The organism is Streptomyces sp. NPDC058086 (genome assembly GCF_042885015.1).
Lineage (GTDB): Bacteria > Actinomycetota > Actinomycetes > Streptomycetales > Streptomycetaceae > Streptomyces.
In genome coordinates this window covers 1-22,852 of the sequence record NZ_JBHVST010000137.1, presented here as the reverse complement: position 1 = coordinate 22,852, position 22,852 = coordinate 1, and the positions used below count along the sequence as shown (strand labels likewise).

Below are 22,852 nucleotides of genomic sequence, written 5' to 3'. Positions count from 1 at the left end.
AGGCCGTTCAGGCCGAACGGGGGTCTGGGGGCGGAGCCCCCAAGTGGGGATGATGGGGGTCCCCCCTGCTCGAGCGAAGCCGAGAGCTTGGGGGAGGGTAGGGGCGGCGGGGGCGAGAACCGGCTGTCACACCGGGCGCCACGCCTCCAGCGCCAAGCCCGGTTCGTCCTTGCGTCGGGTGAGGAGGAGCTCCTCACTGCCGGGGGCGAGCGTCGCCGCGACCACACGCCCCTCCTCGTCCTCCGCCAAAGACACCTCGGCCCCGACGGGAAGCCCGGGACCCGACTCGGTCCACCACGCCCCCGCCGACTCCTGCTCGGTGGGATACGCGGCGAAGACGATCCGACCACTCGCCGAGCGCTGGGCGAGCAACGTGCAGTCGTAGCCGTCGAGTTCGCAACGGATCGCCGAGACGGGACCGGGGCCCGCCGAGGCGAGCACAGCGACAGGCTTGGTGCCCGGGCGCCACGCGCACACGTCACCCGCCTCGTCGGTGAAGAAGAGGGTGGTGGCTGAGGGGGACGTGGCGAGGGCGCGGAGAGTGCCGGGGCGTACCGATGTCTCCAGGGACTCCTGGAGCACCGGCTGCTTGCCCGGCTCCTCCTGGCGCCAGTGGGCGACCCCGTCGGGCACGGCCGCGTACAGCTCGACGAGCCCGGACTCCCCCGTCACGGCCGCCAGATCCTCCCGTACGTCACTGCCCTTGAGGTCGCGCCACGGATCCCAGCCGCCCTTCTCCTTCTGGGCGACCATGCTGACCCCGCCGCCCTTGTTGCGCACGAAGACATGGGCGCGCCCCTGCGCGTCGACCGCGACGGCCGGCGTACCGGTGCGGTCACCCGTCTTGTTGGGGTGCCCGATCGAGTGCCAGTCGAGCGCGGCGAGCCGCGGCCGGAAGTGCGTGGTGTGGACGAGCCCGGACTCGCCCGGCATGGTGGGACGCCAGGAGACGAGATGGGCGTAGCCGTCGGCGCCCTGGCCGACGGCGAGGACGGGGTGCAGTCGCTGCTCGCCGCCGATGGTGCGCGGTGGGTCCCAGGGGCCGCCGGGTCCGAGCTCCGCCCGGCAGTGCGCGGCGGTGCCCGACAACAGGTACACAGTGAGCCTGCCGTCGCGACCGCGTCTGAGCCATTCGCCGTTCACCGGTTCACTTTAGTCCGGGGCCCGTCCGTCATCGCCAGGGGCCCAGGGGGCTGCCCGCGGCCGGTGACAGCCGGCGCCTGACATGCAGACGTCCGTCGGTGCCGATGACCGCCAGGACGACCGCGCCCGCGGCGTCGCGGGCCATCGCGGGGGCGTGGGTGAACATGTCGCCGGACTCGCGCCAGTGGGTGCCGGAGATGTCCTTGTCGCGGTCGGGCAGCGACACGACGGGGAGGCCGCGGCTGCCCCGGTGGGCCAGGAACGCCTCCCAGGTGCCGCGTTCGGGTGCCCACAGCGCGGCCACGGCGCCCGTACCGTCGTGGCCACCAAGGCCGGCGCCGGATCCGGGCCGGCGGCCGTCGGCGTGTTGGCGGTAGGCCAAGACCTGCTGGGTGCCGGCCTCTGCCAGCGCCGCGGCCCTCGCCGGGGCCGTCGGCGGCGAACCGCAGCCAGCCCGCGTCGTCCGCCGTGACGTCCACGGTGGCCGCGCCGAGGGAGACCGGGGGCACGGTGACCTGGGCGGTGGCGGCCTCCTTTGGGTCCGCCGGTGGCGGCCTCCTTTGGGTCCGCCGGTGCGGGCCTCCTTTGGGTCCGCCGGTGCGGGCCTCCTTGGGGCCCGCCGGTGCGCGGTAGCCGCGGACTGCGGCGGCGCGGCGGCGCGGCGGCGGGCGGCGTCCTCGAAGAGGCCGACATAGCGGGCGGCGACGGCGGCGTCCGTCTTGCTCCTCCTGGACCGAGCGCATGACACAGCCGTCGCCCCCGGCCATCGCCTCCCCCATTTGCCGCCCGGCAGCTCCCGGCGCAGCATCACACCGCCCCCGGCGTTGCGCACGAAGACGTACACCGTGCCGTCCGGGCCCACCGCCCCGAACGGCACGCCGAGCCGCGCCGCCTTGTCCCGGTCCTTGTGCGGATCGCCCAGCGAGCGCCACTCGGTGACGGGGCGGTCGGTCTGGTACCGGATGGCGTGGACGGTCTCGACGGCGGGCGGTCCGTCCCCCTTGCGGACCTCGCGTCGGCCGAGGAAGTGGACGTAGCCGTCGGGGCCCGTCCACCGTGAGCCGCCCCGCCGGGCCTCGGTCCAGCGCGGCAGCCCCGCACGGCCGTGGGCGTAGCCGCTGAGCCTGCCGTCCTTGCCGAGGACCAGCCAGGGGCCGCCGACGACGGTGTCCGCCACGTGTCGCCCCGCTCCTCCGGGTGTGTCGGCGTCGGCCTTCGCTCTGCCCCGGACGGCGGCGCACCCGGATCTGGTCCGCATGACGTGACCTGCCCTTTCCCATGACACTCGGCGCGGCTCCCCTGCCGCCTCCCGCGTGCCGACACGCGGGAGGCCGAGCGCCCCCATCACAGGATGAACGTTTCCTCAAGCTCGTATGACGGCCGTTCAACCGATGCTCGAACGGCTGCTCGTGCGACGCTGGTCGGATGACCGACCAGCCTCTGCTCGTGATCATCGACGCCGCCAACGTCGTCGGCTCCGTCCCCGACGGCTGGTGGCGCGACCGCCGGGGTGCCGCGGAGCGGCTGCGGGACCGACTCGCCCTGGACGGACTGCCTGGGCACGAAGGGCCGGTGGAGCTGGTCCTCGTGGTGGAGGGCGCGGCCAAGGGTGTGCAGTCCGTCCCCGGTGTACGGGTCGTGGAGGCACCCGGCAGCGGCGACGACCGCATCGTGGAGGTGGTGGCCGAGGCCGGTGACCGCCCCGTCCTGGTCATCACGGCGGACCGTGAACTGCGGCGCAGGGTGACCGAGTCGGGCGCGGAGGTGGCGGGCCCGCGGACGGTACGGGGGCCGTCCTGAGCGGGCGCGCGACCGGTGGGCCGGGGCAGGTCGGCGGGTGAGCGGGTGGGGCGGGCCCGGGTGTCCGGCGCGGTCCCGGGATCAGTCCGGCGGCCCCGTGCGGGCGTACAGCACCGCCCCGTCCACCGTGCCCGCCTCCTCGTAGTCCTCGGCCAGCAGCCGGCGCAGCGAGCGGACCCGGTCGGGGGTGTACGGCTTGCCCCGGGAGTCGTCGACGACGAGGGCCGGTGGGTGGGCTGTCAGCTCCGCGCGGAACACCGGCCAGGCGCCCTCGACGGCGTACTTCTCGCCGACCTGGGGACCGTCGCGGCCCCCGCTGTAGTTGGTGAGGAGCCCGGCGGTCAGATAACGGCTGGCGGGGGTCCGGTTCGCCAGCCAGTACGTCTCCGGGTGTATGCCCCAGACGAGGACGCGGTCCCCGGGATCCGTACGGTGGTCCAGGGCGGCGGCGAGGCGCTGGGCGTGGCCGAGTTCGGGGCGTGGCGCGAGCAGCCCCCAGGCCAGGAACAGCGCGCAGCAGCAGGCCGAGGCGAGGACGGCGGACATCAGACGGTCGCGGGGCAGGACCTGGAGCGCGGCCGTCGCCAACAGGGCCACGGACGGGATGAGTTGCAGGTAGTAGTGGCCGAAGAAGTGGAAGCCGACCAGGACCGCCACCGCCGACGAAGCGAGCCACAGCCAGAGTTCGGCCGCGCCGGTGCGGGCCACGCGCAGCGCCCGCAGGATCGGCGGGATCAGGCCCGCGCAGGCCGCCGCGAGGATCCCTGTGTTGGTCAACCCCCGTGACAGGACGTGGAGTTCGGAGCCCGTGAAGGAGACGTAGGAGCCCGAACCGGTGACCGTCCAGAACAGGAATCCCGCCGGGGAGGTGAGCAGCGCCGCGCCGAGGACCGGGGCGACCACGCCAACTCCCATCCGCAGCAGGCCTCTTCGGGGTGTCGTCTCCTGTCGCCACAGCATCCAGAGCACCGGCACTAACACCACCCCGCCGGTCTGCTTGGTGAGGAAGGAGCAGGCCACGGCCACCCCCGCGGCGCCCCAGCGGCGCCGGTCGGCGCACCACATCGCGGCCGTCGTGCAGGGCAGCATGAAGACCTCGAAGGTCGCCGCCTGCGCGTCCTCGGGGTTGAGCCCGATCGAGACCAGCACGTACAGCACCCCGGCCGCGCGCCCGGCCGGATCCCCCCAGCGGCGACGGGCCAGCGAGGCCAGCAGCACGGCGGTCGACAGCTGGGCCACGATCGCGAGGACCCGCACCGACGTCAGCGAACCGGAGCCGAACACCGCGAACGCCGCCTCGTACAGCCACGGCACGAGCGGCGGCTTGCGGTCCACGACGGTCTCGTACAGCTCTCCCCCGCCCGCCAGTATCCGCGCCTGTACGGCGAGATAGCCCTCGTCGGGGTTCCACAGCGGCCGTACGAAGGAGGGGGCCCGGGTGAGGCAGACGAGCACCCCGAGGACGGGCAGCAGCCGTGTCCAGTAGCCGGGGCCCGACATCCGTGACGCGGCTGCGGAGCGTGGTGTTTCCAGGAGCCCGGCGAGCATACGGTGCACGCTATCCGGCCCCGTGGTCTCCACCGATGCGGGACATACGGGGCCGGAGCATCAATAGGGGCCGATCACTGGGTGTCGGGGCGCGGCGGGTGCACCGCGGCCTCGGTCGTCTCCTCGCGCCGCTCGAGACGGCTGTGCGAGCGGCCGTACAGGAAGTAGACGACGAAGCCGATCACCATCCAGATGACGAACCGCAGCCAGGTCTCGGCGGGCAGGTTGAGCATCAGCCAGAGCGAGGCGAGGACGGAGACGATCGGGACGAACGGGACCAGCGGGGTGCGGAAGGAGCGGTGCAGGTCGGGGCGGGTGTGGCGGAGAATGACGACGCCGATCGCGACGACGACGAAGGCGAAGAGCGTACCGATGTTGACCAGTTCGGCCAGTTCGCTGAGGCTGGTGAAGCCCGCCAGGATCGCGATGATCACGCCGAGCAGGATGGTCGGCCGGTGCGGGGTGCGGAACCTCGGGTGGACCCGGGAGAAGAACCGCGGCAGCAGTCCGTCGCGGCTCATCGCGAAGAACACCCGGGTCTGGCCGAGCAGCAGGATCATGCAGACCGTGGTCAGACCGACGGCGGCGCCGAAGCTGATGACGCCCGCGTACCAGGGGTGCCCGGTCGCCTTGAAGGCGTCGGCGAGCGGGGCGTCGATGGACAGCCGGTCGTACCTCTGCATGCCGGTGACGACGATCGACACGGCCACGTAGAGAGCGGTGCAGATGAAGAGCGAGCCCAGGATGCCGCGCGGCATGTCCCGCTGCGGGTTCTTGGTCTCCTCGGCGGCCGTCGCCACCACGTCGAAGCCGATGAAGGCGAAGAAGACGACAGAGGCGGCGGTGAAGATGCCCATCACGCCGAAGTTGGTGGGTGTGTAGCCGAACATGAGCTGGACGAGCGGGGCCTTGAGACTGCTGCCCGCCTCCTGGGCCTGCGCCTTGGGGATGAAGGGCGTGTAGTTGTCACCCACGATGAAGAAGGCACCCGCGATGATCACGATCAACACGACGGTGACCTTGATGGCGACGACGACCGTGGTGACGCGGGCGGAGAGCTTCACGCCGACGACCAGGATGGCGGTGAGCACCAGCACCAGCGCGGCGGCGAGGATGTCGAAGCCGAACCCGGAGGACCCCTCACGCCCGCTGAGATAGCCCGGCAGATGCCAGCCCGCGTTGTCCAGGAGCGAGCGCACGTACCCCGACCAGCCGACGGCCACCACCGCCGTACCGAGCGCGAACTCCAGCACCAGGTCCCAGCCGATGATCCAGGCGGGCAGCTCACCGAGCGAGGCGTACGCGAAGGTGTACGCGGACCCCGCCACCGGGACCGTGGAGGCGAACTCCGCGTAGCACAGCGCCGCCAGGGCACAGACGACACCCGCGACGACGAACGCCAGGGAGACCGAGGGTCCCGCGTTCTCCTTGGCGACCTTGCCGGTGAGGACGAAGATGCCGGTGCCGATGATGACACCGACGCCGAAGACGGTGAGATCCAGAGCCGACAGCGACTTCTTGAGTGCGTGCTCCGGCTCCTCAGTGTCCAAGATCGACTGTTCGACCTTTTTCGTCCTGAAGAGGGTGCTGCTCACGGGCCTACCTCCACGCTTGGTGTCCTCGACATGATCGAGGGGGCGTGCACCGCCCATGCCCGAGTACGGTCGAGTTCACGCAAATGGGCCGATTTCGCCACCCGTGCGGGGTGGCGAAACCGGCCCAATGGACCTGCGTTCGACCGTGGTACGTCAGTCGCGGGCGGGCTCCACCGAGTCCACCACCTGCGCCGCGGCCCCCGGGAAGCGGCCGTCGAGCTTGGAGACGAGACCGGTGACCTGACGGGCGATGTCCGGTGCGGTCAGGCCGATCTCCGCCATGACCTCGGCGCGCGAGGCGTGGTCGAGGAAGCGCGGCGGGATGCCGAAGTCACGCAGCGGGACGTCGACGCCCGCGTCGCGCAGGGCCTGCGCGATCGTCGAGCCGACGCCGCCGACCCGGGAGTTGTCCTCGACGGTGACGACAACGCGGTGCTGCTCGGCGAGCGGAGCCATGGCCTCGTCGACCGGCTTGACCCAGCGCGGGTCGACGACGGTCGTGGAGATGCCCTGCTGGTCGAGGAGGCCGGCGATCTCCAGGCACATCGGCGCGAGGGCGCCGACGGAGACGAGGAGCACGTCGGGCGCGTCGGTGCCCGGCTCACGCAGCACGTCCATGCCGCCGATCCGGCCCACCGCGGGCACCGCCGGACCCACCGCGCCCTTGGAGAAGCGGACCACGGTCGGCGCGTCGGTCACGTCGACGGCCTCGCGCAGCTGGGCGCGGACCTGGTCGGCGTCACGCGGCGCGGCGAGCCTGAGGCCCGGCACGACCTGAAGGATCGACATGTCCCACATGCCGTTGTGCGAGGCGCCGTCGGTACCGGTGACGCCCGCGCGGTCCAGCACGAACGTCACGCCGCACTTGTGCAGGGCCACGTCCATCAGGACCTGGTCGAAGGCACGGTTGAGGAAAGTCGCGTAGACGGCGAAGACGGGGTGCAGTCCGCCGGTCGCCAGGCCCGCCGCCGACACGGCGCCGTGCTGCTCCGCGATGCCGACGTCGTACACCCGTTTGGGGAAGGCCTTGGCGAACTTGTCGAGGCCGACCGGCTGGAGCATCGCGGCCGTGATGGCGACCACGTCCTTGCGCTCCTGGCCGAGCTTGACCATCTCCTCGCCGAAGACGGAGGTCCAGTCGGCGCCGGACGAGGCGATCGGCAGGCCCGTGTCGGGGTGGATCTTGCCGACGGCGTGGAAGCGGTCCGCCTCGTCCTGCAGGGCGGGCTGGTAGCCGCGGCCCTTCTCGGTGAGGCAGTGCACGATGACCGGGCCGCCGAAGCGCTTGGCGCGGGCCAGCGCCGACTCCAGGGCCTCGATGTCGTGACCGTCGATCGGGCCGACGTACTTCAGACCCAGGTCCTCGAACATGCCCTGCGGGGCGATGAAGTCCTTGAGGCCCTTCTTGGCGCCGTGCAGGGTCTCGTAGAGCGGCCTGCCGACGACCGGCGTGCGCTCCAGGAGGTCCTTCCCGCGGGCGAGGAAGCGCTCGTAGCCGTCCGTGGTGCGCAGGGTCGCCAGATGATTCGCGAGGCCGCCGATCGTGGGGGCGTACGAACGCTCGTTGTCGTTGACGACGATGACCAGGTGGCGGTCCTTGGCGTCCGCGATGTTGTTGAGCGCCTCCCAGGCCATGCCGCCGGTGAGAGCGCCGTCACCGATGACTGCGACCACGTGGTCGTTCCTGTCGAGCACCTCGTTGGCCTTCGCCAGACCGTCGGCCCAGCCGAGGACCGTGGAGGCGTGCGAGTTCTCGATCACGTCGTGCTCGGACTCGGCCTGCGAGGGGTAGCCGGACAGGCCGCCCTTCATCTTCAGCTTCGAGAAGTCCTGACGGCCGGTGAGCAGCTTGTGGACGTAGGACTGGTGACCGGTGTCCCACAGCACCCTGTCCTTCGGCGACTCGAAGACGCGGTGCAGGGCGATGGTGAGCTCCACGACACCGAGATTGGGGCCGAGGTGGCCGCCTGTCTTGGAGACCGCGTCGACGAGGAAGGTCCTGATCTCGCCGGCCAGCTGGTCCAGCTGCTCCAGGCTGAGCCGGTCCAGATCGCGCGGTCCCGTGATACGGGTCAGCAGCGGCACCCGTGCCTCCTTGCAGTAGAGCTGTTCGAGCTTTGCCGGGCCTGTCGAGTCTAATGTTCCGCCAGGACATGACTGTGCCCGGCACCGCCATTGGTACCGGGCACAGGTCAAAGGGGGCTGCGTGCAGCGCGCCCCTCAGGGGCGCGGGGCCGTGACATCGTGCGTCTCCGCCGCGTGGGCGCGACCAGCCACAGCCGGCCCGCAGTCTCCCTGCAAACCGCTACGCGCGCCCCGCGGTCTTCTGCGTCTTGCGAGTGACGGCGTCGATGACGACCGTGGCGAGAAGCACACCACCGGTGATCATGTACTGGATCGGCGACGCGATGCCCTGCAGCGCCAGACCGTACTGGATGGACACGATCACCAGTACACCCAGCAGCGCGTTCCACGTACGACCGCGACCACCGAAGAGGCTGGTGCCACCGATGACCGCGGCGGCGATCGCGTTCATCAGAAGGTCACCGGCGCCCGCGCCCTGGTTGGCGGAGGCGATCTTCGAGGCGATGAACAGACCGCCGATGGCGGCGAACGTACCGGAGATCGCGAAGACCGAGATCCGGACCATCTCCACGTTGATACCGGCACGCCGGGAGGCCTCGACGCTGCCACCGAGCGCGAAGATCTTCCGGCCGTACGCGGTCCGGCGCAGCACGAAGTCCGTGATCAGCAGCACCGCGATGAAGATCACCACGGCCAGCGGAAGGCCCTTGTACTGGTTGTAGGTGATCGCCACGGCGAAGGCGACGATCGCCAGCAGCGCGGTGCGCAGGATGGTCTCGCTCAGCGGCCGGGACGGCACACCCGCGGCCTCACGGCGCTTGTTGCCGTAGAAGGAGCTGAGGAAGAACACGGCGGTGACGCCGATGGCGAGCGCGTAGGCGGCGGCGACATCGGTGAAGTAGTAGCTGGTCAGCTTGGCGACGAGGCCGTTGCTGTCCAGGTTGATGGTGCCGTTGCTGCCCAGGATCTGGAGCATGAAGCCGTTCCAGAACAGCAGACCCGCCAGGGTGACGGCGAAGGCCGGCACACCGATGCGCGCGAACACGAAGCCGTGGAGCGCGCCCGCGACCGTGCCGGTGAGGATGGCCAGCACGAAAGCCAGATACTCGTTCATGCCGTGCGTGACGTTCAGCACCGCGAACGCGGCACCGGCGACACCGGAGACCGAGCCGACCGACAGGTCGATCTCACCGAGCAGCAGTACGAAGACGATACCGACGGCGATCATGCCCGTGCCGACCATGGCGACGGAGATGTCGGACAGGTTGCCCGCGGTGAGGAAGTTGGAGTTCAGGCTCTGGAAGATGATCCAGATGATGACCAGGCCGAGGACGACCGGGATGGAACCCAGGTCACCGGCCTTCATCTTGCGCTTGAACTCGGAGGCGTAGCCCGCGAAGCCCTGCTCGCGCACGAGGAGCCGGGGGTCGACCGCGGTGACCGCCGCGGCGGCCGCCTCGGGGTTCTCCACGACGTGGTCCTCGGGGGTCTCAGAGGTCTTGTCGATGCTCACTTCTGAGCCTCCCCATTGCTGCGCGCCGCACGACGGGTCACGGCGTTCTCCGTGGCGCCCGTGATGGCGGAGATGATCTCTTCCTGCGAGGTCGACTTGACCTCGAAGATGCCGTTGTTGCGCCCGAGGCGCAGGACGGCGACCTTGTCGGCCACGGCCTTCACATCCGCCATGTTGTGGCTGATGAGGATGACAGCGTGACCGCGCTCACGCAGCCGCTCGACGAGGTCGAGCACCTGGGCGGTCTGCTCGACACCGAGGGCCGCGGTGGGCTCGTCGAGGATGACGAGCTTGGGCTCGCCGAGCATCGAACGGGCGATCGCCACGGTCTGGCGCTGACCGCCGGAGAGCGAGGCGATCGGGATGCGGACGCTGGGGATACGGATGGACAGCGTGTCCAGCAGCTCGCGCGAGCGGCGCTCCATCTCGACCTCGTCCAGGATGCCGCGCTTCTTCAGCTCCCGGCCCAGGTAGAGGTTGCCGACGACGTCGATGTTGTCGCACAGCGCCAGGTCCTGGTACACGGTCGCGATACCGAGGCCCTGAGCGTCTTGCGGCTTGTTGATGTGGACGGTCTTGCCGTCCCACTCGATGGCGCCCTCATCGATGGGGTGCACGCCGGCGATCGTCTTCACCAGCGTGGACTTTCCGGCGCCGTTGTCGCCCACCAGGGCGACCACTTCACCGGCGTGGACCTCAAGCTCTACATCGGTGAGCGCCTGGACGGCACCGAATCGCTTGGAGACCCCGCGCAACGCCAGGACAGGCGTAGCGGACACGTGAACCATCTCCTTCGCCGCCTGACCCGGCGGGAGGTTGTGCAGAAGTTTGTGGAGGGGGTGTTCCGTCCGGCGCCCCGCCCTAGCTTTGCGGGGCTGATGGATGCGGAGCGCCGGAGGGGCTTCGATGACGCAAGTCCCGTACGGAAATTCAAGAACGAATTCCCGTACGTGGATAGAGACTTGCGGCGGCTACTTCAGTTGCTCGGACTAGCGGCTACTTCAGTTGCTCGGACTACTTGATGCCGAGCGCGTCGCACTTGGCCTTGTAGGCGCTCGTGCAGATGTCGCTCACCGTGTAGACGCCGTCCTTGAGGACAGTGTCCTTGATGTTGTCCTTGGTCAGCGAGACGACCGCGACGATGACCGAGGGGATCGCCTTGTCGGTCGGGCTGTCGACCTTGTCCTTGGCGACGGTGTCGAGCGACTTGCCCTGGGCGAGCGCGACGGCCATCTCGGCGGCGGCGTCGGCCTCGGGGGCGTACGGCTTGTAGACGCTCATGAACTGCTCACCGGCGAGGATGCGCTGCACACCCGCGAGCTCGGCGTCCTGACCGGTGACCGGGACGGAGATGCCGGCGGCCTTGAGGGCGGTGATGATACCGCCGGCCATGCCGTCGTTGGCCGAGTAGACGCCGATGACGTTCTTCTTGCCGAGGGCGGAGATGGCGCCCTCCATGTTGGCGTTGGCGTTCTCCGGCTTCCAGTCCTTGGTGTCGTACTCCTTGCCGATGTTCACCTTGCCGTCGAGGACGGAGTGGGCACCGGCCTTGAACTGGGCGGCGTTCGGGTCGGTGGACGACCCGTTCATCATCACGATCTTGCCGGACTTGGCCTTGGAGCCGAGCGCGGTGAGGAGCGCCTGGCCCTGGGTCTTGCCGACGGTCGTGTTGTCGAACGAGGTGTAACCGCTGATCGGACCCTGCGCGAGACGGTCGTAGGCGACGACGGGGATGCCGGCGTCCTTGGCCTTCTGGACCGAGTTCTTGATGGCCGCGGAGTCCACAGCGTCGACGATGAGGACGTCCACCTTGTCGGTGATCATCGTCTCGACCTGCTGGGCCTGCGTGGTGGCGTCCTGCTTGGCGTTGGCGTACTGGACCGTGCCCTTGCCGTTCGTAAGCTCCTTGACCTTCTTCTCGATCAGCGGCTTGTCGAACTTCTCGTAACGCGCGGTCTGGTTCTCGGGAAGGAGCAGACCGACCTTGATCGCGTCGCCCTTCTTGGCGGAGCTGGAGCTGTCGCTCTTGCTGCCGCCGGACTCCTTGGCACTGCCACAAGCAGCCAGCGAAACGGCCATCGCACCAGCGGCAACGGCAAACGCGGCACGACGCATACGCGTGTTCACTCTTGAAACCTCCCTGACGAGGCCGCGTCGTTGCGGCCGAGGTGGCTGGAAGTCAACTCGGCCACGCGTGCGACGTCAAGAAGTAAATACTTAACGAGATGGCAACGGTGCCATGCGTTCTCTAAGTGAAGGCAGGGGCGGCCGCAGACAGCGATCCGTCCAAAAGGGTCGAATCGCCCATCTCGCTGAGCGCGAGAGCGAGGGCCCCGAGAACCTCCGCACGACCGCCAAGTGCCCCTGGCAACACCGAGAGTTGACGTGCGGCACTGGGGATCGCATACCGGCCGACCGACTCCCTGATGGGTCCGAGAACGAGCTCCCCGGCCTCGGCGAGGTCGCCACCGAGAACCACCCGACTCGGGTTCAGCAGATTGCAGAGATTGGCGACCCCGCTTCCGATGTGACGGCCGACGTCGGCGATCACCCGACGACAGCCCGGATCGCCCTCGCGGGCCAGCCTGACGACGCCTTCCATGGTCAGGTCCGTGCCGTGACTGGACTGCAGAAGCGGCAGCACATAGCGCGCCGCCGCAAAGGTCTCCAGGCAGCCCCGATTGCCACAGCGGCAGACGGGGCCGGATTCATCAAGAGTAATATGCCCGATTTCACCCGCAGTGCCGCCAGGCCCGCGGTAGATCTTGCCGTCGATCACCAGGCCGGCGCCGACACCGCTCGCGACCTTGATGTAGGCCAGGTCCTTGACCCCGCGCCCACTGCCCCAGACCAGCTCGCCAAGCGCACCCAGGTTGGCGTCGTTGTCCACGTACACGGGCACGCCGAGCCGCCCCCGCAGCTCCTCGGCGGGCTTCGCGCCGGTCCAGCCCGGCAGGATCGCGGTGGACCCCAGGGTCCCCGACTCCACGTCGATGGGACCGGGCACGCCGAGCCCCACGCCCGCGATCTTGGACCGGTCCACCCCGGTCGCCGCGATCAGGCGGCTGACCAGCTCCTCCGCCCGGTCGAAGCCCTGTGCGGCGCTCGCGTCCACGTCCAGCGGCTCGGACTCCTCGGCCAGCACCTGGTGGGCGAGGTTCCCGACCGCGACGCGCAGATGCGTATGGCCGAAGTCGACGCCGATGACGATGCCGGCGTCACCGCTCAGGGACACGCTGCGGGCCCTGCGGCCACCCGCCGAAGTGGGGGTGACCTCGACCGTTCCCCCGTCCTTGAGCTCCCGGACGATATTGGAAACGGTCGCGGCGGAGAGGCCCGTCGTCCTCGCGATCTCCGCTTGCGTGAGCGAACCGGCAAGGCGCACCGCACGTACGACGCGCTCCAGATTGGCCCGGTGCAGCGACGACTGCGACCCCGGAGTCTCCACGACGACCTCCCGCGTACGAGGCCGCCACGATGAGGCCCCGCCTATGTCCAACTAGTGAACTCTAAGCTGAGCTGTTTGGGTTACCTCCCGTCAAGAGGTTGAGCTGCATCCGGCGCGGATGAGCACACGTGTGCGGGACAGACTGGGCCGTAGATCCTTCTATGGCCCAGGTCACACCCAGACTGACTACAAGTTGTCGCCGTCCCGGCCGTACAAGATCAAGACAACGCCCACGACGCCGCCCCGCCGGGCGTGGGCTCCCGCGGAACCCCTCCGGGCGGGTGGGGCCGCTTTCGGGGGACCGGGGAATGCGGAACCCAGCGGACGCGACCGAGGGGGCGGGACCGAATATATGGAACCGAATGCGTGGTACTGAGTATGGGGAACCGAGTATGCAGAACCGAGTATGTGGAACCGAGTACGCGTAATCCCCTCCGCGTGTTCGGAAGGGATTACGCACTCCGGAGAGTTCTCGGCGTTCGACGGATTTGGCCGTCACCTCGCTCGCTCTACTTGAGAGCCCCCGCCGTCAGTCCCTGGACCACCTGTCGCTGGAAGATGATGTACGCGGCCAGCACGGGGAGCATGGCCATCACCAGGCCCGCGAAGAGGCCCGACCAGTCGCCCTTGTAACCCTGGCTGGTCGCCAGCTCGACGAGGCCCTGGGAGAGGACCTTCTTGTCGGGATCGGTGTTCAGAACCGTCGGGAGCATGTACTGGTTCCACTGGCCCAGGAAGTTGAAGATCCCGACGCTGACAAGACCCGGCTTGGCCATCGGCAGCATGATCTGGAAGAAGGTCCTGGTGTGCGAGGCGCCGTCGACGAACGCCGCCTCGGCGATCGAGGTCGGCAGTGTCCTGAAGAACGAGGTCAGGAAGAAGACCGTGAACGGCAGCGAGTAGGCGATGTAGACGAGGATCAGACCCGGCAGCGTGTTCAGCAGACTCATGTTGTTCAGAACGTAGAACAACGGCACCAGGGCCAGCATGATCGGGAAACTCATTCCTCCGACGAAGAGGAAGTAAATGAAACGGTTGCCCGGGAACTCGAATCGAGCGAGGACGTACGCCGCCATCGAGCCGAGCACGAGCGTACCGACCAGCGAGAATCCCACCACGATGAGCGTGTTGCCGAAGTAGTCGCTCATGTGCGCCTGCGACCACGCGCGCGACCAGTTGTCGAAGTGCAGTTTGTCCGGCAGCGACCAGGGCGAGCTGAAAATGGAGTCGTCGTCCTTGAAAGACGTCATCACCGCCCACAGCAGGGGCAGTACGACCATGATCGCCCAGATGATGAGAATGCCGTGCGAGAAGGCGTTGAGGACGCCGCCCTCACTGCTCTTCGCCTTCTGCGGCGGCGCCTTCTCCTTGGCCACCTGAGGACGGTCCTCGACCGGTTCCGCGGGCGGCGGGATGTCAGTGGTCTTCATCGGATCCCTCCGTGAATACTCCGCCCTTCAGGGCGGAGAGGAAACGGACTCCTGCGGAGCAGGGCGAAGAGCTGCGATTCGCGGCCGGAGCGGATCGCAGTGCTGTGACCCGCAGGTTGATCCTTACCAGCGCTAGTTTGTGAGCGTGACCACGAGCCATGTGAAGCGGGCGTTCAAGTACCGCTTCTGTCCGACCGATGCGCAGGCAGCCGAGCTGTCGCGCACGTTCGGATGCGTTCGCAAGGTCTACAACATGGCGCTCGCCGCCCGTACCGAGGCGTGGACGCGACAGGAACGGGTCAACTACAACGCCACGTCGGCGATGCTGACGGCATGGAAGAAGACCGAGGAACTGTCGTTCCTCAACGACGTCTCCTCGGTTCCGCTCCAGCAGTGTCTGCGCCACCTGCAGGTGGCGTTCACAAACTTCTTCGGCAAGCGGGCCGAGTACCCGCGCTTCAAGTCGCGGAAGAAGTCCCGCCGCTCGGCCGAGTACACCACCAGCGGGTTCCGGTTCCGGGACGGCAAGCTGACCTTGGCGAAGATGGCGGAGCCGCTCGACATCGTGTGGTCCCGGCCGCTCCCCGAAGGATCGAAGCCGTCCACGGTGACCGTGTCCCAGGACCCGGCGGGACGCTGGTTCGTCTCGATGCTGTGTGAGGACCCCGGCGTCCAGCCGCTCCCCGTCAACGCCGACGCGGTCGGGATCGACGTGGGCTTGGAGCACCTGCTGACGCTCTCGACCGGCGAGAAGATCGCCAACCCCCGGCATGAACGCCAAGACCGTGCCCGCCTGGCCAGGGCCCAGCGGGAGCTGTCCCGCAAGGCCAAGGGTGACGGAGCCAACCGCGCCAAGGCCAGACGCAAGGTCGCCCGCGTTCACGCCCGTATCACCGACCGGCGCAGGGACCACCTGCACAAGCTGACCACTCGTCTCGTGCGTGAGAACCAAACGCTCGTGATCGAGGATCTGACCGTGCGCAACATGGTCAAAAACCGGAGCCTCGCCCGCGCCATCAGCGATGCGGCCTGGTCGGAGTTCCGGAGCATGCTGGAGTACAAAGCCCAGTGGTACGGGCGGGAAGTGATCGCGGTAGACCGCTTTTTCCCCTCGTCCAAGCTGTGCTCCACCTGCGGCACCCTTCAGCAGAAGATGCCGCTCAGCGTCCGAACATGGACGTGCGACTGCGGCACGACCCACGACCGGGACGTGAACGCGGCGAAGAACCTTCTGGCCGCCGGACGGGCGGTTGCAGCCTGCGGAGCTGGTGTAAGACCTCAACGGAGTTCTCCGGGCGGGCAGTCGGCGATGAAACAGGAAGTCTCACGGCGCGAGCCGTAAGAATCCCCTCCCTTCAGGGAGGGGAGCGTCAAGCTAGAACTCCAACCGCTCGCGCCGGCCCAGTCGCATCACGATCGCCGCGAACAGCAGCGTGACGATGAGGAGCGCGACACCGATCGTGGTGGCGTAGGCGGCGTTCGCGTCACGGAACGCCGATTGGTACACGTACAGCGGAAGGACCGTGGTCGAGTAGTCGGGGCCGCCAGGGCCCACGGTCATGATCTGCACGGCGGCGAACGCCTCGGCGCCGAGCGCCAGGATCCCCATGTACACCCAGCCCGACTGCACGGTGTCCCAGAGCAGCGGAAGGGTGATCTTGAAGAAGGTGGTGGCGCGGCTCGCGCCGTCGAGCAGCGCGGCCTCGTAGAAGTCCTTCGGAATCGACGCCATGCCCGCCGAGAACAGCACGACGAAGAACCCGACCGTGCTCCACAGCAGCACCGCCATCACGCACCACAGGGCGAGGTTCGGGTCGCCCAGCCAGTCCGGCTGGACACTGCCGAGGCCGATGGCCTTCAACGTCCCGTTGATGACGCCGTCGTTGGGGTTGTAGGCGAATTGGAAAAGCAGGGAGACGATCGCGATCGACAGCACTTGTGGGAAGAAATAGGCGATTTTGTAGAAACCCGAACCGCGCACTCCGGTGATGGCGGCGCCTTTTCGGCGCCGCCCACCGACATTGAGCATGAAGGCGAAGAAGAGCGCGAGGCCCAGCGTCACCAGCGGCAGCAGCAACGCGAACACCAGACTGTGCTGCAACGACTTCCAGAAGATGTCGTCGTGCAGCATTCTGGTGTAGTTGGCGAAACCGACCATCTTGAAGTCGGGGCTCAGACCGGTCCAGTCCGTGAACGAGTAGTAGATGGCCTGGACGAAGGGCCAGATCACGAAGATCGCGTACAACGCCAAGGGGGCCACCAAGAACCCCACAATGAACCGGTACTTGCCGTGTTGCATGGTTACCGACCCCGATCGTTTCGCGGATGCCGCCGCCGGCGACGCGTGGACACGCGCCGCTACTGGTGCTTGTAGTGCTTGATGGACTGGTCCTTGGCCGCCGCGTCCGCGTAGCCCTGGATCTTCTTGATGGCCTCGGCCGGGGTCAGCCGCCCTGCCATCATCTCGCCGAGACCGGCGACACCGATCTGCTCCTTCTGAAGCTTCACGTACCAGTCCTGGAGCCGCGGGTTGACCACGTTGGTGCCGGCCTTCTCCAAGGCCGCGACACCGGACTTGAGGCCCGGCGTCAGCGTGATGCCGTCGGTGCCGCCGTTGTAGGCGGTCAGCGACTTCACCTGGCTGGTGAAGTTCTTCGACGAGGCCTCGCTGAGCATGATGCGCAGCTGCTCCATGCCGCCCTCGGCGTTGTTCGCCTTGGCCGGCACGATGAACGGCTCGCCGCCGGAGGCCCAGATGGTGCCGAACGGCATCTTGTCGGAGCTGTCCAGGCCGGTCGGGCCGCTGACGGCCAGATTGAAGTCCTTCGGGATGACGTTCGCGGACTCGTTCTCCACCCAGGAACCGTTCGGGATGAAGAGCGCCTTGCCCTTGGCCCAGGCGGTCTGCGACTGGATGTGGTCGATGCCCGGGGTGCCTTGGAGGATGTAACCCTTCTTGTAGAGCTCGTAGTACGCCTCGAACGCGGACTTGACGGCCGGGTCCTTCCAGGCGTTGGGCTCCAGGTTGTCGATCTTGTCGAGAACCTCGCGGCCACCGATCTTGGCGATGAAGGGGTAGAGCGAGAACGGCAGGTAGTACGGGTACTTGCCCGCGTACGTCCAGCCGGCCATGCCCTTCTTCTTCGCCTTCTCGCACAGCGCGAGCATCGCGTCCCAGGTCTCGGGGTACGTCGCGTCGAGCTTGTCGAGGGCGGTCTGCGAGTACCAGACGCCGTAGACGGTGTAGGCGTAGTACATGATCCAGACCGGTGCGCCGTCGAACTGGCCCATCTCGACGATGCCGGGGCGCAGCGTGTCGCGGACCTTCTTCGAAGGGTCGTCGATGGACGGCGCGTCGAGGAGCGGGGTCAGGTCGGTGAGCTGCTTCTTGCCGACGAGCACGCCCATGTCCATCTGCTGGGCGCCGGAGTTGTCGATCAGGTCCGGCGGGGTGCCGCCGTTGAACTTGGGCTGCAGTTCGGACTGGATCTTCTGGGTCGCATGGAAGTTGACCTTGGCCTTCGGGTAGGCCGTCTTGTACTGGGCGTTGGCGTCGGTCGCGTACTTCGTACCGAATCCGCCGTCGAAGATGACGACGGCGAGCGGGGCCGTCTCGTTGACGCCCAGCGGGTTCTTCGTGGTCTTCTTGCCGGCCTTGGCCTTGTCACCGGAACCGCTGTCGCTGCTCGCACAAGCGGACAAAAAGCTCATCGTCGGTACGGAAATCAGGCCGAGTGCCGCGGACCGCTTGATCAGGTCACGGCGTCCGACACCCTCGGTGTTGCTGTTCTCGGCGGAAGTGGATCCCATGCTCAAGTCCTCGCCTTCTCCAGGACTCAGGCGGTGAACCGGATCCTCCCCGGCACCGCGGTTAGGTCAAGCTGGGGTCGTGCGTGAGGGATTCAGTCGGTCAACGCGGCGATCCCTGCCCGTCACACTGGCCGCCGACGCCCGATTCCCCCCGGGACGTGCCTGCCCGCGGCCGTCGATCGGCTGGGCGGGTGCCGACAGGTATAGTCCACTTCCCGTCGGCGGAGCAAGATCGAAAGCGGGTTTACCCGCGGGTCTTTTCCGAGTTGAGACCTCTCGGAAATATGGCGCGTCCGCGACTTCCCCTCGGGAAGATCGACAGGGCACCAATCTCCCACCATGGGAGTAATGCGCAGCTCGTCGCACGATATTCGCCCCGGACGCCACATCCAACACCCTTGACACCACTGACAACTTGACTCCCTACTGGTCCTTGCGCAGCAAATTTGACAACGTTGTCCAGGGCCAGGGAGGGTGCTCGCGCATGCAGCACAGAGCTCGGTACAGACGGAGTTCTTCGGCTCGGCTCAGATGGAGTTCCTCAACGATAATGGGGGTGGTAGCGCTTTCTCTGGTAGTGGCCTCGCAGGGCACCGCGATTGCCCTTCCGGCCCAAACGGCGTCCACCGATCGCGAGTTCGCGTCCTCGTTCGAATCAGGCGATCCGGCACCGACCTGGCTCAACACGGTGGACACCGGAGCAGACGGGGCAAAGCGCGCGTCGGGCGTCGACGGCGGCTACAGCACCGGCATCCCGGGCAATGTCACCGACCACGTCACGGACGTCGGCGCGAGCGGCGAGAACACCGGCGCGGGCGAGGTGAAGGAGAACCTCGTCGACGGCGAGTCGAGCACCAAGTGGCTGACCTTCGAGCCGACCGGCTGGGCGGAGTTCGACTTCGACGCACCGGTCAAGGTGGTCACGTACGCGCTGACGTCGGCCAACGACCACGACGAGCGCGACCCCCAGGACTGGACCCTCCAGGGCTCCACGGACGGCAAGGACTGGAAGAGCCTCGACACCCGTTCCGGCGAGTCCTTCGGCGAGCGGTTCCAGACGAAGTCGTACGACATCGCGAGCCCCGTCGAGTACCAGCACTTCCGGCTCGACGTCACCAAGAACAACGGCGGCGACATCCTCCAGCTCGCCGACGTCCAGTTCTCGACGGGCCAGAGCGACGACCCGACGCCCAAGGACATGCTCTCGCTGGTGGACCGGGGCCCGAGCGGCTCCCCCACCGCGAAGGCCGGCGCGGGCTTCACGGGCAAGCGGGCCCTGCGCTACGCCGGTACGCACAAGGCGGACGGCCGGGCGTACTCGTACAACAAGGTCTTCGACGTCAACGTGGGCGTCGGGCGCGACACCGAGCTGGCGTACCGGATCTTCCCGTCGATGGCGGACGGTGACCGGGACTACGACGCCACGAACGTGTCGGTGGACCTGGCGTTCACGGACGGCAGCTACCTGAGTGACCTGAACGCAGTCGACCAGCACGGGTTCGCGCTGACGCCGCAGGGACAGGGCGCGGCCAAGGTGCTGTACGTCAACCAGTGGAACAACGTCGCCTCGCGTATCGGTTCGGTCGCGGCCGGGAAGACCGTCGACCGGATACTCCTCGCGTACGACTCCCCCCAGGGCCCGGCGAAGTTCCGCGGCTGGCTGGACGACGTGGCGCTGAAGACCGTGGCCCCCGAGAAGCCCAAGGCGCATCTGGCCGACTACGCGCTGACGACCCGCGGCACCAACTCCAGCGGCGGCTTCTCGCGCGGCAACAACTTCCCGGCGACGGCTCTCCCCCACGGCTTCAACTTCTGGACGCCGGTCACCAACGCGGGCTCGCTGAGCTGGCTGTACGACTACGCACGCGCCAACAACGCGGACAACCTGCCGACCATCCAGGCGTTCAGCGCGAGCCACGAGCCGAGCCCCTGGATGGGCGACCGGCAGACCTTCCAGGTGATGCCCTCGGCCGCCTCCGGCACCCCGGACACCGGTCGCACCGCCCGCGCGCTCGCCTTCCGGCACGAGAACGAGACCGCGCGCCCGTACTACTACGGGGTGACCTTCGAGAACGGTCTCAAGGCGGAGATGGCGCCCACCGACCACGCGGCGGCCCTGCGCTTCACCTATCCGGGTGAGGACGCGAGCGTGCTCTTCGACAACGTGACCGAGCAGGCGGGCCTCACCCTGGACAAGGACAACGGGATCGTCACCGGGTACTCGGACGTGAAGTCCGGGCTGTCGACGGGTGCGACCCGGCTCTTCGTCTACGGGGTGTTCGACGCGCCGGTGACGGACGCCGGCTCGTCCGGCGTCAAGGGGTACCTGAAGTTCAAGCCCGGCGCCGACCACACGGTCACCCTGCGCCTGGCGACCTCCCTCATCAGCATCGACCAGGCGAAGGACAACCTGCGCCAGGAGATCCCCGACGGCACGTCGTTCGGGACGGTCAAGGAGCGGGCGCGCAAGACGTGGGACAAGCTGTTCGGCAAGGTCGAGGTCGAGGGCGCGACGCCGGACCAGCTGACCACGCTGTACTCCAGCATGTACCGGCTCTACCTGTACCCCAACTCCGGCTTCGAGAAGGTCGGTTCGAAGTACCAGTACGCCTCGCCGTTCTCCGCGATGCCCGGTCCTGACACCCCCACCCACACCGGCGCGAAGATCGTCGACGGCAAGGTGTACGTCAACAACGGCTTCTGGGACACCTATCGGACGACCTGGCCGGCGTACTCCTTGCTGACGCCCTCTCAGGCGGGCGAGATGGTCGACGGGTTCGTGCAGCAGTACAAGGACGGAGGCTGGACCTCGCGCTGGTCCTCCCCCGGGTACGCGGACCTGATGACCGGCACCTCGTCGGACGTGGCGTTCGCGGACGCGTACGTCAAAGGCGTGAACTTCGACACGGAGGCGGCGTACGACGCCGCCCTCAAGAACGCGACCGTCGTCCCGCCGGCCTCCGGCGTGGGCCGCAAGGGCATGTCGACCTCCCCCTTCCTCGGCTACACCAGCACCGACACCGGCGAGGGCCTGTCGTGGGCCATGGAGGGATACGTCAACGACTACGGCATCGCCGAGATGGGCCAGGCCCTCTACAAGAAGACCGGCAAGAAGCGCTACAAGGAGGAGTCCGCGTACTTCCTCAACCGGGCCCAGGACTATGTGAACCTCTTCGACTCGAAGGCCGGGTTCTTCCAGGGCCGCGACGCGCAGGGCAACTGGCGCCTCGACTCCTCGAAGTACGACCCGCGTGTGTGGGGCTACGACTACACCGAGACGAACGGCTGGGGGTACGCCTTCACCGCGCCGCAGGACTCACGGGGCCTCGCCAACCTGTACGGCGGCCGGAGCGGGCTGGCCCAGAAGCTCGACGCGTACTTCGCCACCCCCGAGACGGCCTCGCCGGACTTCGTGGGCTCCTACGGCGGGGTCATCCATGAGATGACCGAGGCCCGTGACGTACGGATGGGTATGTACGGGCACTCCAACCAGGTGGCCCACCACGTGAACTACATGTACGACGCGGCGGGTCAGCCCTGGAAGACACAGAAGAACGTCCGCGAGGTCCTCTCCCGTCTCTACACCGGCAGCGAGATCGGGCAGGGCTACCACGGCGACGAGGACAACGGCGAGCAGTCCGCCTGGTACCTCTTCTCCTCGCTCGGCTTCTACCCGCTGGTGATGGGCAGCGGCGAATACGCCATCGGCTCCCCGCTGTTCACCAAGGCGACCGTCCACCTGGAGAACGGCAAGGACCTGGTCGTCAAGGCGCCGAAGAACAGCGCGAAGAACGTGTACGTGCAGGGCGTGAAGTTCAACGGCGAGCGCTGGACGTCGACTTCGCTCCCCCACTCGCTCATCACCCGTGGGGGCGTGCTGGAGTTCGACATGGGCTCCAAGCCGTCGGCGTGGGGCACGGGCAAGGACGCGGCACCCGTGTCGATCACCGAGGACGACAAGGTGCCCACGCCCCGCGCGGACGTCCTCAAGGGTGACGGCGCGCTCTTCGACAACACCTCGGCGACGGACGCCACGGTCACCTCGGTCGACCTGCCTACGTCCGCCGCGGCCAAGGGAGTTCAGTACACCCTGACCTCGTCCTCGGACCGCACCAAGGCGCCGGGCGGCTGGGTCCTGCAGGGCTCATCCGACGGCACCACGTGGACCGACCTCGACAAGCGCTCCGGCGAGTCCTTCACCTGGGACAAACAGACCCGGGTGTTCTCGGTCGCGCATCCGGGCTCGTACACGCACTACCGCCTGGTCCTCGACAGCGAGGCGACGCTCGCGGAGGTGGAACTGCTGGGCTGACACCCACATGTGGGCGGGGCGGGCGCGGAGATAAATATCCGCGCCCCCCCAGCGGTGGGGCCGGGGTCTCAGCTCACCCCGACGGTGAACACGTGCAGATACAGTCTCTTATAAACAAAAGAAGCTGCCGGCGAATGTATGAGTGTATATATAGGTGGTCGGCGGATC

Annotated in this window: 15 protein-coding genes; 3 read left to right on the top strand and 12 right to left on the bottom strand. The window is 68.0% G+C overall.

The window, feature by feature from the left end; translation table 11 throughout:
- Window positions 1-126: 126 nt before the first annotated feature.
- Together ACFVWD_RS51300 and ACFVWD_RS51295 are read right to left on the bottom strand one after the other, a co-directional pair.
- Window positions 127-1,143 (bottom strand): hypothetical protein, encoded by a 1,017-nt coding sequence (locus ACFVWD_RS51300; protein WP_389605519.1) that lies wholly within the window; start codon window positions 1,141-1,143, stop codon window positions 127-129.
- A 28-nt stretch (window positions 1,144-1,171) separates the two neighbouring features.
- The gene (locus ACFVWD_RS51295) at window positions 1,172-2,320 is read right to left on the bottom strand and encodes a hypothetical protein (protein ID WP_389605518.1); all 1,149 of its coding nucleotides are present in this window, start codon (window positions 2,318-2,320) and stop codon (window positions 1,172-1,174) included.
- Between the two features lie 248 nt (window positions 2,321-2,568).
- Between ACFVWD_RS51295 and ACFVWD_RS51290 the strand changes: the two genes are divergently transcribed.
- On the top strand, window positions 2,569-2,943 hold the full coding sequence (locus ACFVWD_RS51290) for an NTP pyrophosphohydrolase (protein WP_389605516.1): 375 nt from the start codon (window positions 2,569-2,571) through the stop codon (window positions 2,941-2,943).
- Between the two features lie 81 nt (window positions 2,944-3,024).
- On the opposite strand, the gene ACFVWD_RS51285 is transcribed toward ACFVWD_RS51290, so the two are convergent.
- From ACFVWD_RS51285 to ACFVWD_RS51250, 8 genes are all read right to left on the bottom strand, one after another.
- Entirely contained in the window at window positions 3,025-4,491 is a 1,467-nt protein-coding gene (locus tag ACFVWD_RS51285) for an ArnT family glycosyltransferase (RefSeq protein WP_389605515.1), read from the bottom strand.
- 74 nt (window positions 4,492-4,565) lie between these two features.
- Window positions 4,566-6,086, bottom strand: a complete 1,521-nt coding sequence (locus ACFVWD_RS51280; RefSeq protein ID WP_389605514.1) for an amino acid permease — start codon at window positions 6,084-6,086, stop codon at window positions 4,566-4,568.
- A 153-nt stretch (window positions 6,087-6,239) separates the two neighbouring features.
- Window positions 6,240-8,171, bottom strand: coding sequence for a 1-deoxy-D-xylulose-5-phosphate synthase (gene dxs / locus ACFVWD_RS51275; RefSeq protein ID WP_389605512.1), 1,932 nt, complete (start codon window positions 8,169-8,171; stop codon window positions 6,240-6,242).
- Window positions 8,172-8,391: 220 nt separating this feature from the next.
- Window positions 8,392-9,684: a sugar ABC transporter permease gene (locus ACFVWD_RS51270; RefSeq protein ID WP_168512092.1), complete on the bottom strand. Its 1,293-nt coding sequence runs from the start codon at window positions 9,682-9,684 to the stop codon at window positions 8,392-8,394.
- Window positions 9,681-10,472 (bottom strand): ATP-binding cassette domain-containing protein, encoded by a 792-nt coding sequence (locus ACFVWD_RS51265; protein WP_168496612.1) that lies wholly within the window; start codon window positions 10,470-10,472, stop codon window positions 9,681-9,683. The genes ACFVWD_RS51270 and ACFVWD_RS51265 overlap by 4 nt, the downstream gene beginning before the upstream one ends.
- Before the next feature lie 226 nt (window positions 10,473-10,698).
- Window positions 10,699-11,799 carry a substrate-binding domain-containing protein gene (locus tag ACFVWD_RS51260; protein ID WP_389605521.1) on the bottom strand — a complete coding sequence of 367 codons (1,101 nt, stop codon included), beginning with the start codon at window positions 11,797-11,799 and terminating at the stop codon, window positions 10,699-10,701.
- Between the two features lie 133 nt (window positions 11,800-11,932).
- Window positions 11,933-13,132, bottom strand: a complete 1,200-nt coding sequence (locus ACFVWD_RS51255) for an ROK family transcriptional regulator (RefSeq protein ID WP_382115841.1) — start codon at window positions 13,130-13,132, stop codon at window positions 11,933-11,935.
- Between the two features lie 509 nt (window positions 13,133-13,641).
- Entirely contained in the window at window positions 13,642-14,562 is a 921-nt protein-coding gene (locus ACFVWD_RS51250) for a carbohydrate ABC transporter permease (RefSeq protein ID WP_168512085.1), read from the bottom strand.
- 145 nt (window positions 14,563-14,707) lie between these two features.
- Here ACFVWD_RS51250 and ACFVWD_RS51245 point away from each other — a divergent pair, with 145 nt between their 5' ends.
- Window positions 14,708-15,904 (top strand): RNA-guided endonuclease InsQ/TnpB family protein, encoded by a 1,197-nt coding sequence (locus ACFVWD_RS51245; RefSeq protein WP_389605510.1) that lies wholly within the window; start codon window positions 14,708-14,710, stop codon window positions 15,902-15,904.
- A 33-nt stretch (window positions 15,905-15,937) separates the two neighbouring features.
- On the opposite strand, the gene ACFVWD_RS51240 is transcribed toward ACFVWD_RS51245, so the two are convergent.
- A complete protein-coding gene (locus tag ACFVWD_RS51240; protein WP_168496608.1) occupies window positions 15,938-16,861 on the bottom strand; it encodes a carbohydrate ABC transporter permease in 924 nt (307 codons plus the stop codon).
- 59 nt (window positions 16,862-16,920) lie between these two features.
- A complete protein-coding gene (gene ngcE / locus ACFVWD_RS51235) occupies window positions 16,921-18,372 on the bottom strand; it encodes an N-acetylglucosamine/diacetylchitobiose ABC transporter substrate-binding protein (protein WP_389605508.1) in 1,452 nt (483 codons plus the stop codon).
- A gap of 550 nt (window positions 18,373-18,922) precedes the next feature.
- Between ngcE and ACFVWD_RS51230 the strand changes: the two genes are divergently transcribed.
- Window positions 18,923-22,684: a GH92 family glycosyl hydrolase gene (locus tag ACFVWD_RS51230; RefSeq protein ID WP_389605507.1), complete on the top strand. Its 3,762-nt coding sequence runs from the start codon at window positions 18,923-18,925 to the stop codon at window positions 22,682-22,684.
- The last annotated feature ends 168 nt before the right edge of the window (window positions 22,685-22,852 follow it).

Excerpts from the sequence above, each read along its gene's own strand:
- ACFVWD_RS51290 (WP_389605516.1), top strand. The coding sequence starts at position 2,569 with ATGACCGACCAGCCTCTGCTCGTGATCATCGACGCCGCCAACGTCGTC.
- ACFVWD_RS51285 (WP_389605515.1), bottom strand. The coding sequence starts at position 4,491 with ATGCTCGCCGGGCTCCTGGAAACACCACGCTCCGCAGCCGCGTCACGG.
- ACFVWD_RS51265 (WP_168496612.1), bottom strand. The coding sequence starts at position 10,472 with ATGGTTCACGTGTCCGCTACGCCTGTCCTGGCGTTGCGCGGGGTCTCC.
- ACFVWD_RS51260 (WP_389605521.1), bottom strand. The coding sequence starts at position 11,799 with ATGCGTCGTGCCGCGTTTGCCGTTGCCGCTGGTGCGATGGCCGTTTCG.
- ACFVWD_RS51250 (WP_168512085.1), bottom strand. The coding sequence starts at position 14,562 with ATGAAGACCACTGACATCCCGCCGCCCGCGGAACCGGTCGAGGACCGT.
- ACFVWD_RS51240 (WP_168496608.1), bottom strand. The coding sequence starts at position 16,861 with ATGCAACACGGCAAGTACCGGTTCATTGTGGGGTTCTTGGTGGCCCCC.
- ngcE (WP_389605508.1), bottom strand. The coding sequence starts at position 18,372 with ATGGGATCCACTTCCGCCGAGAACAGCAACACCGAGGGTGTCGGACGC.
- ACFVWD_RS51230 (WP_389605507.1), top strand. The coding sequence starts at position 18,923 with ATGGGGGTGGTAGCGCTTTCTCTGGTAGTGGCCTCGCAGGGCACCGCG.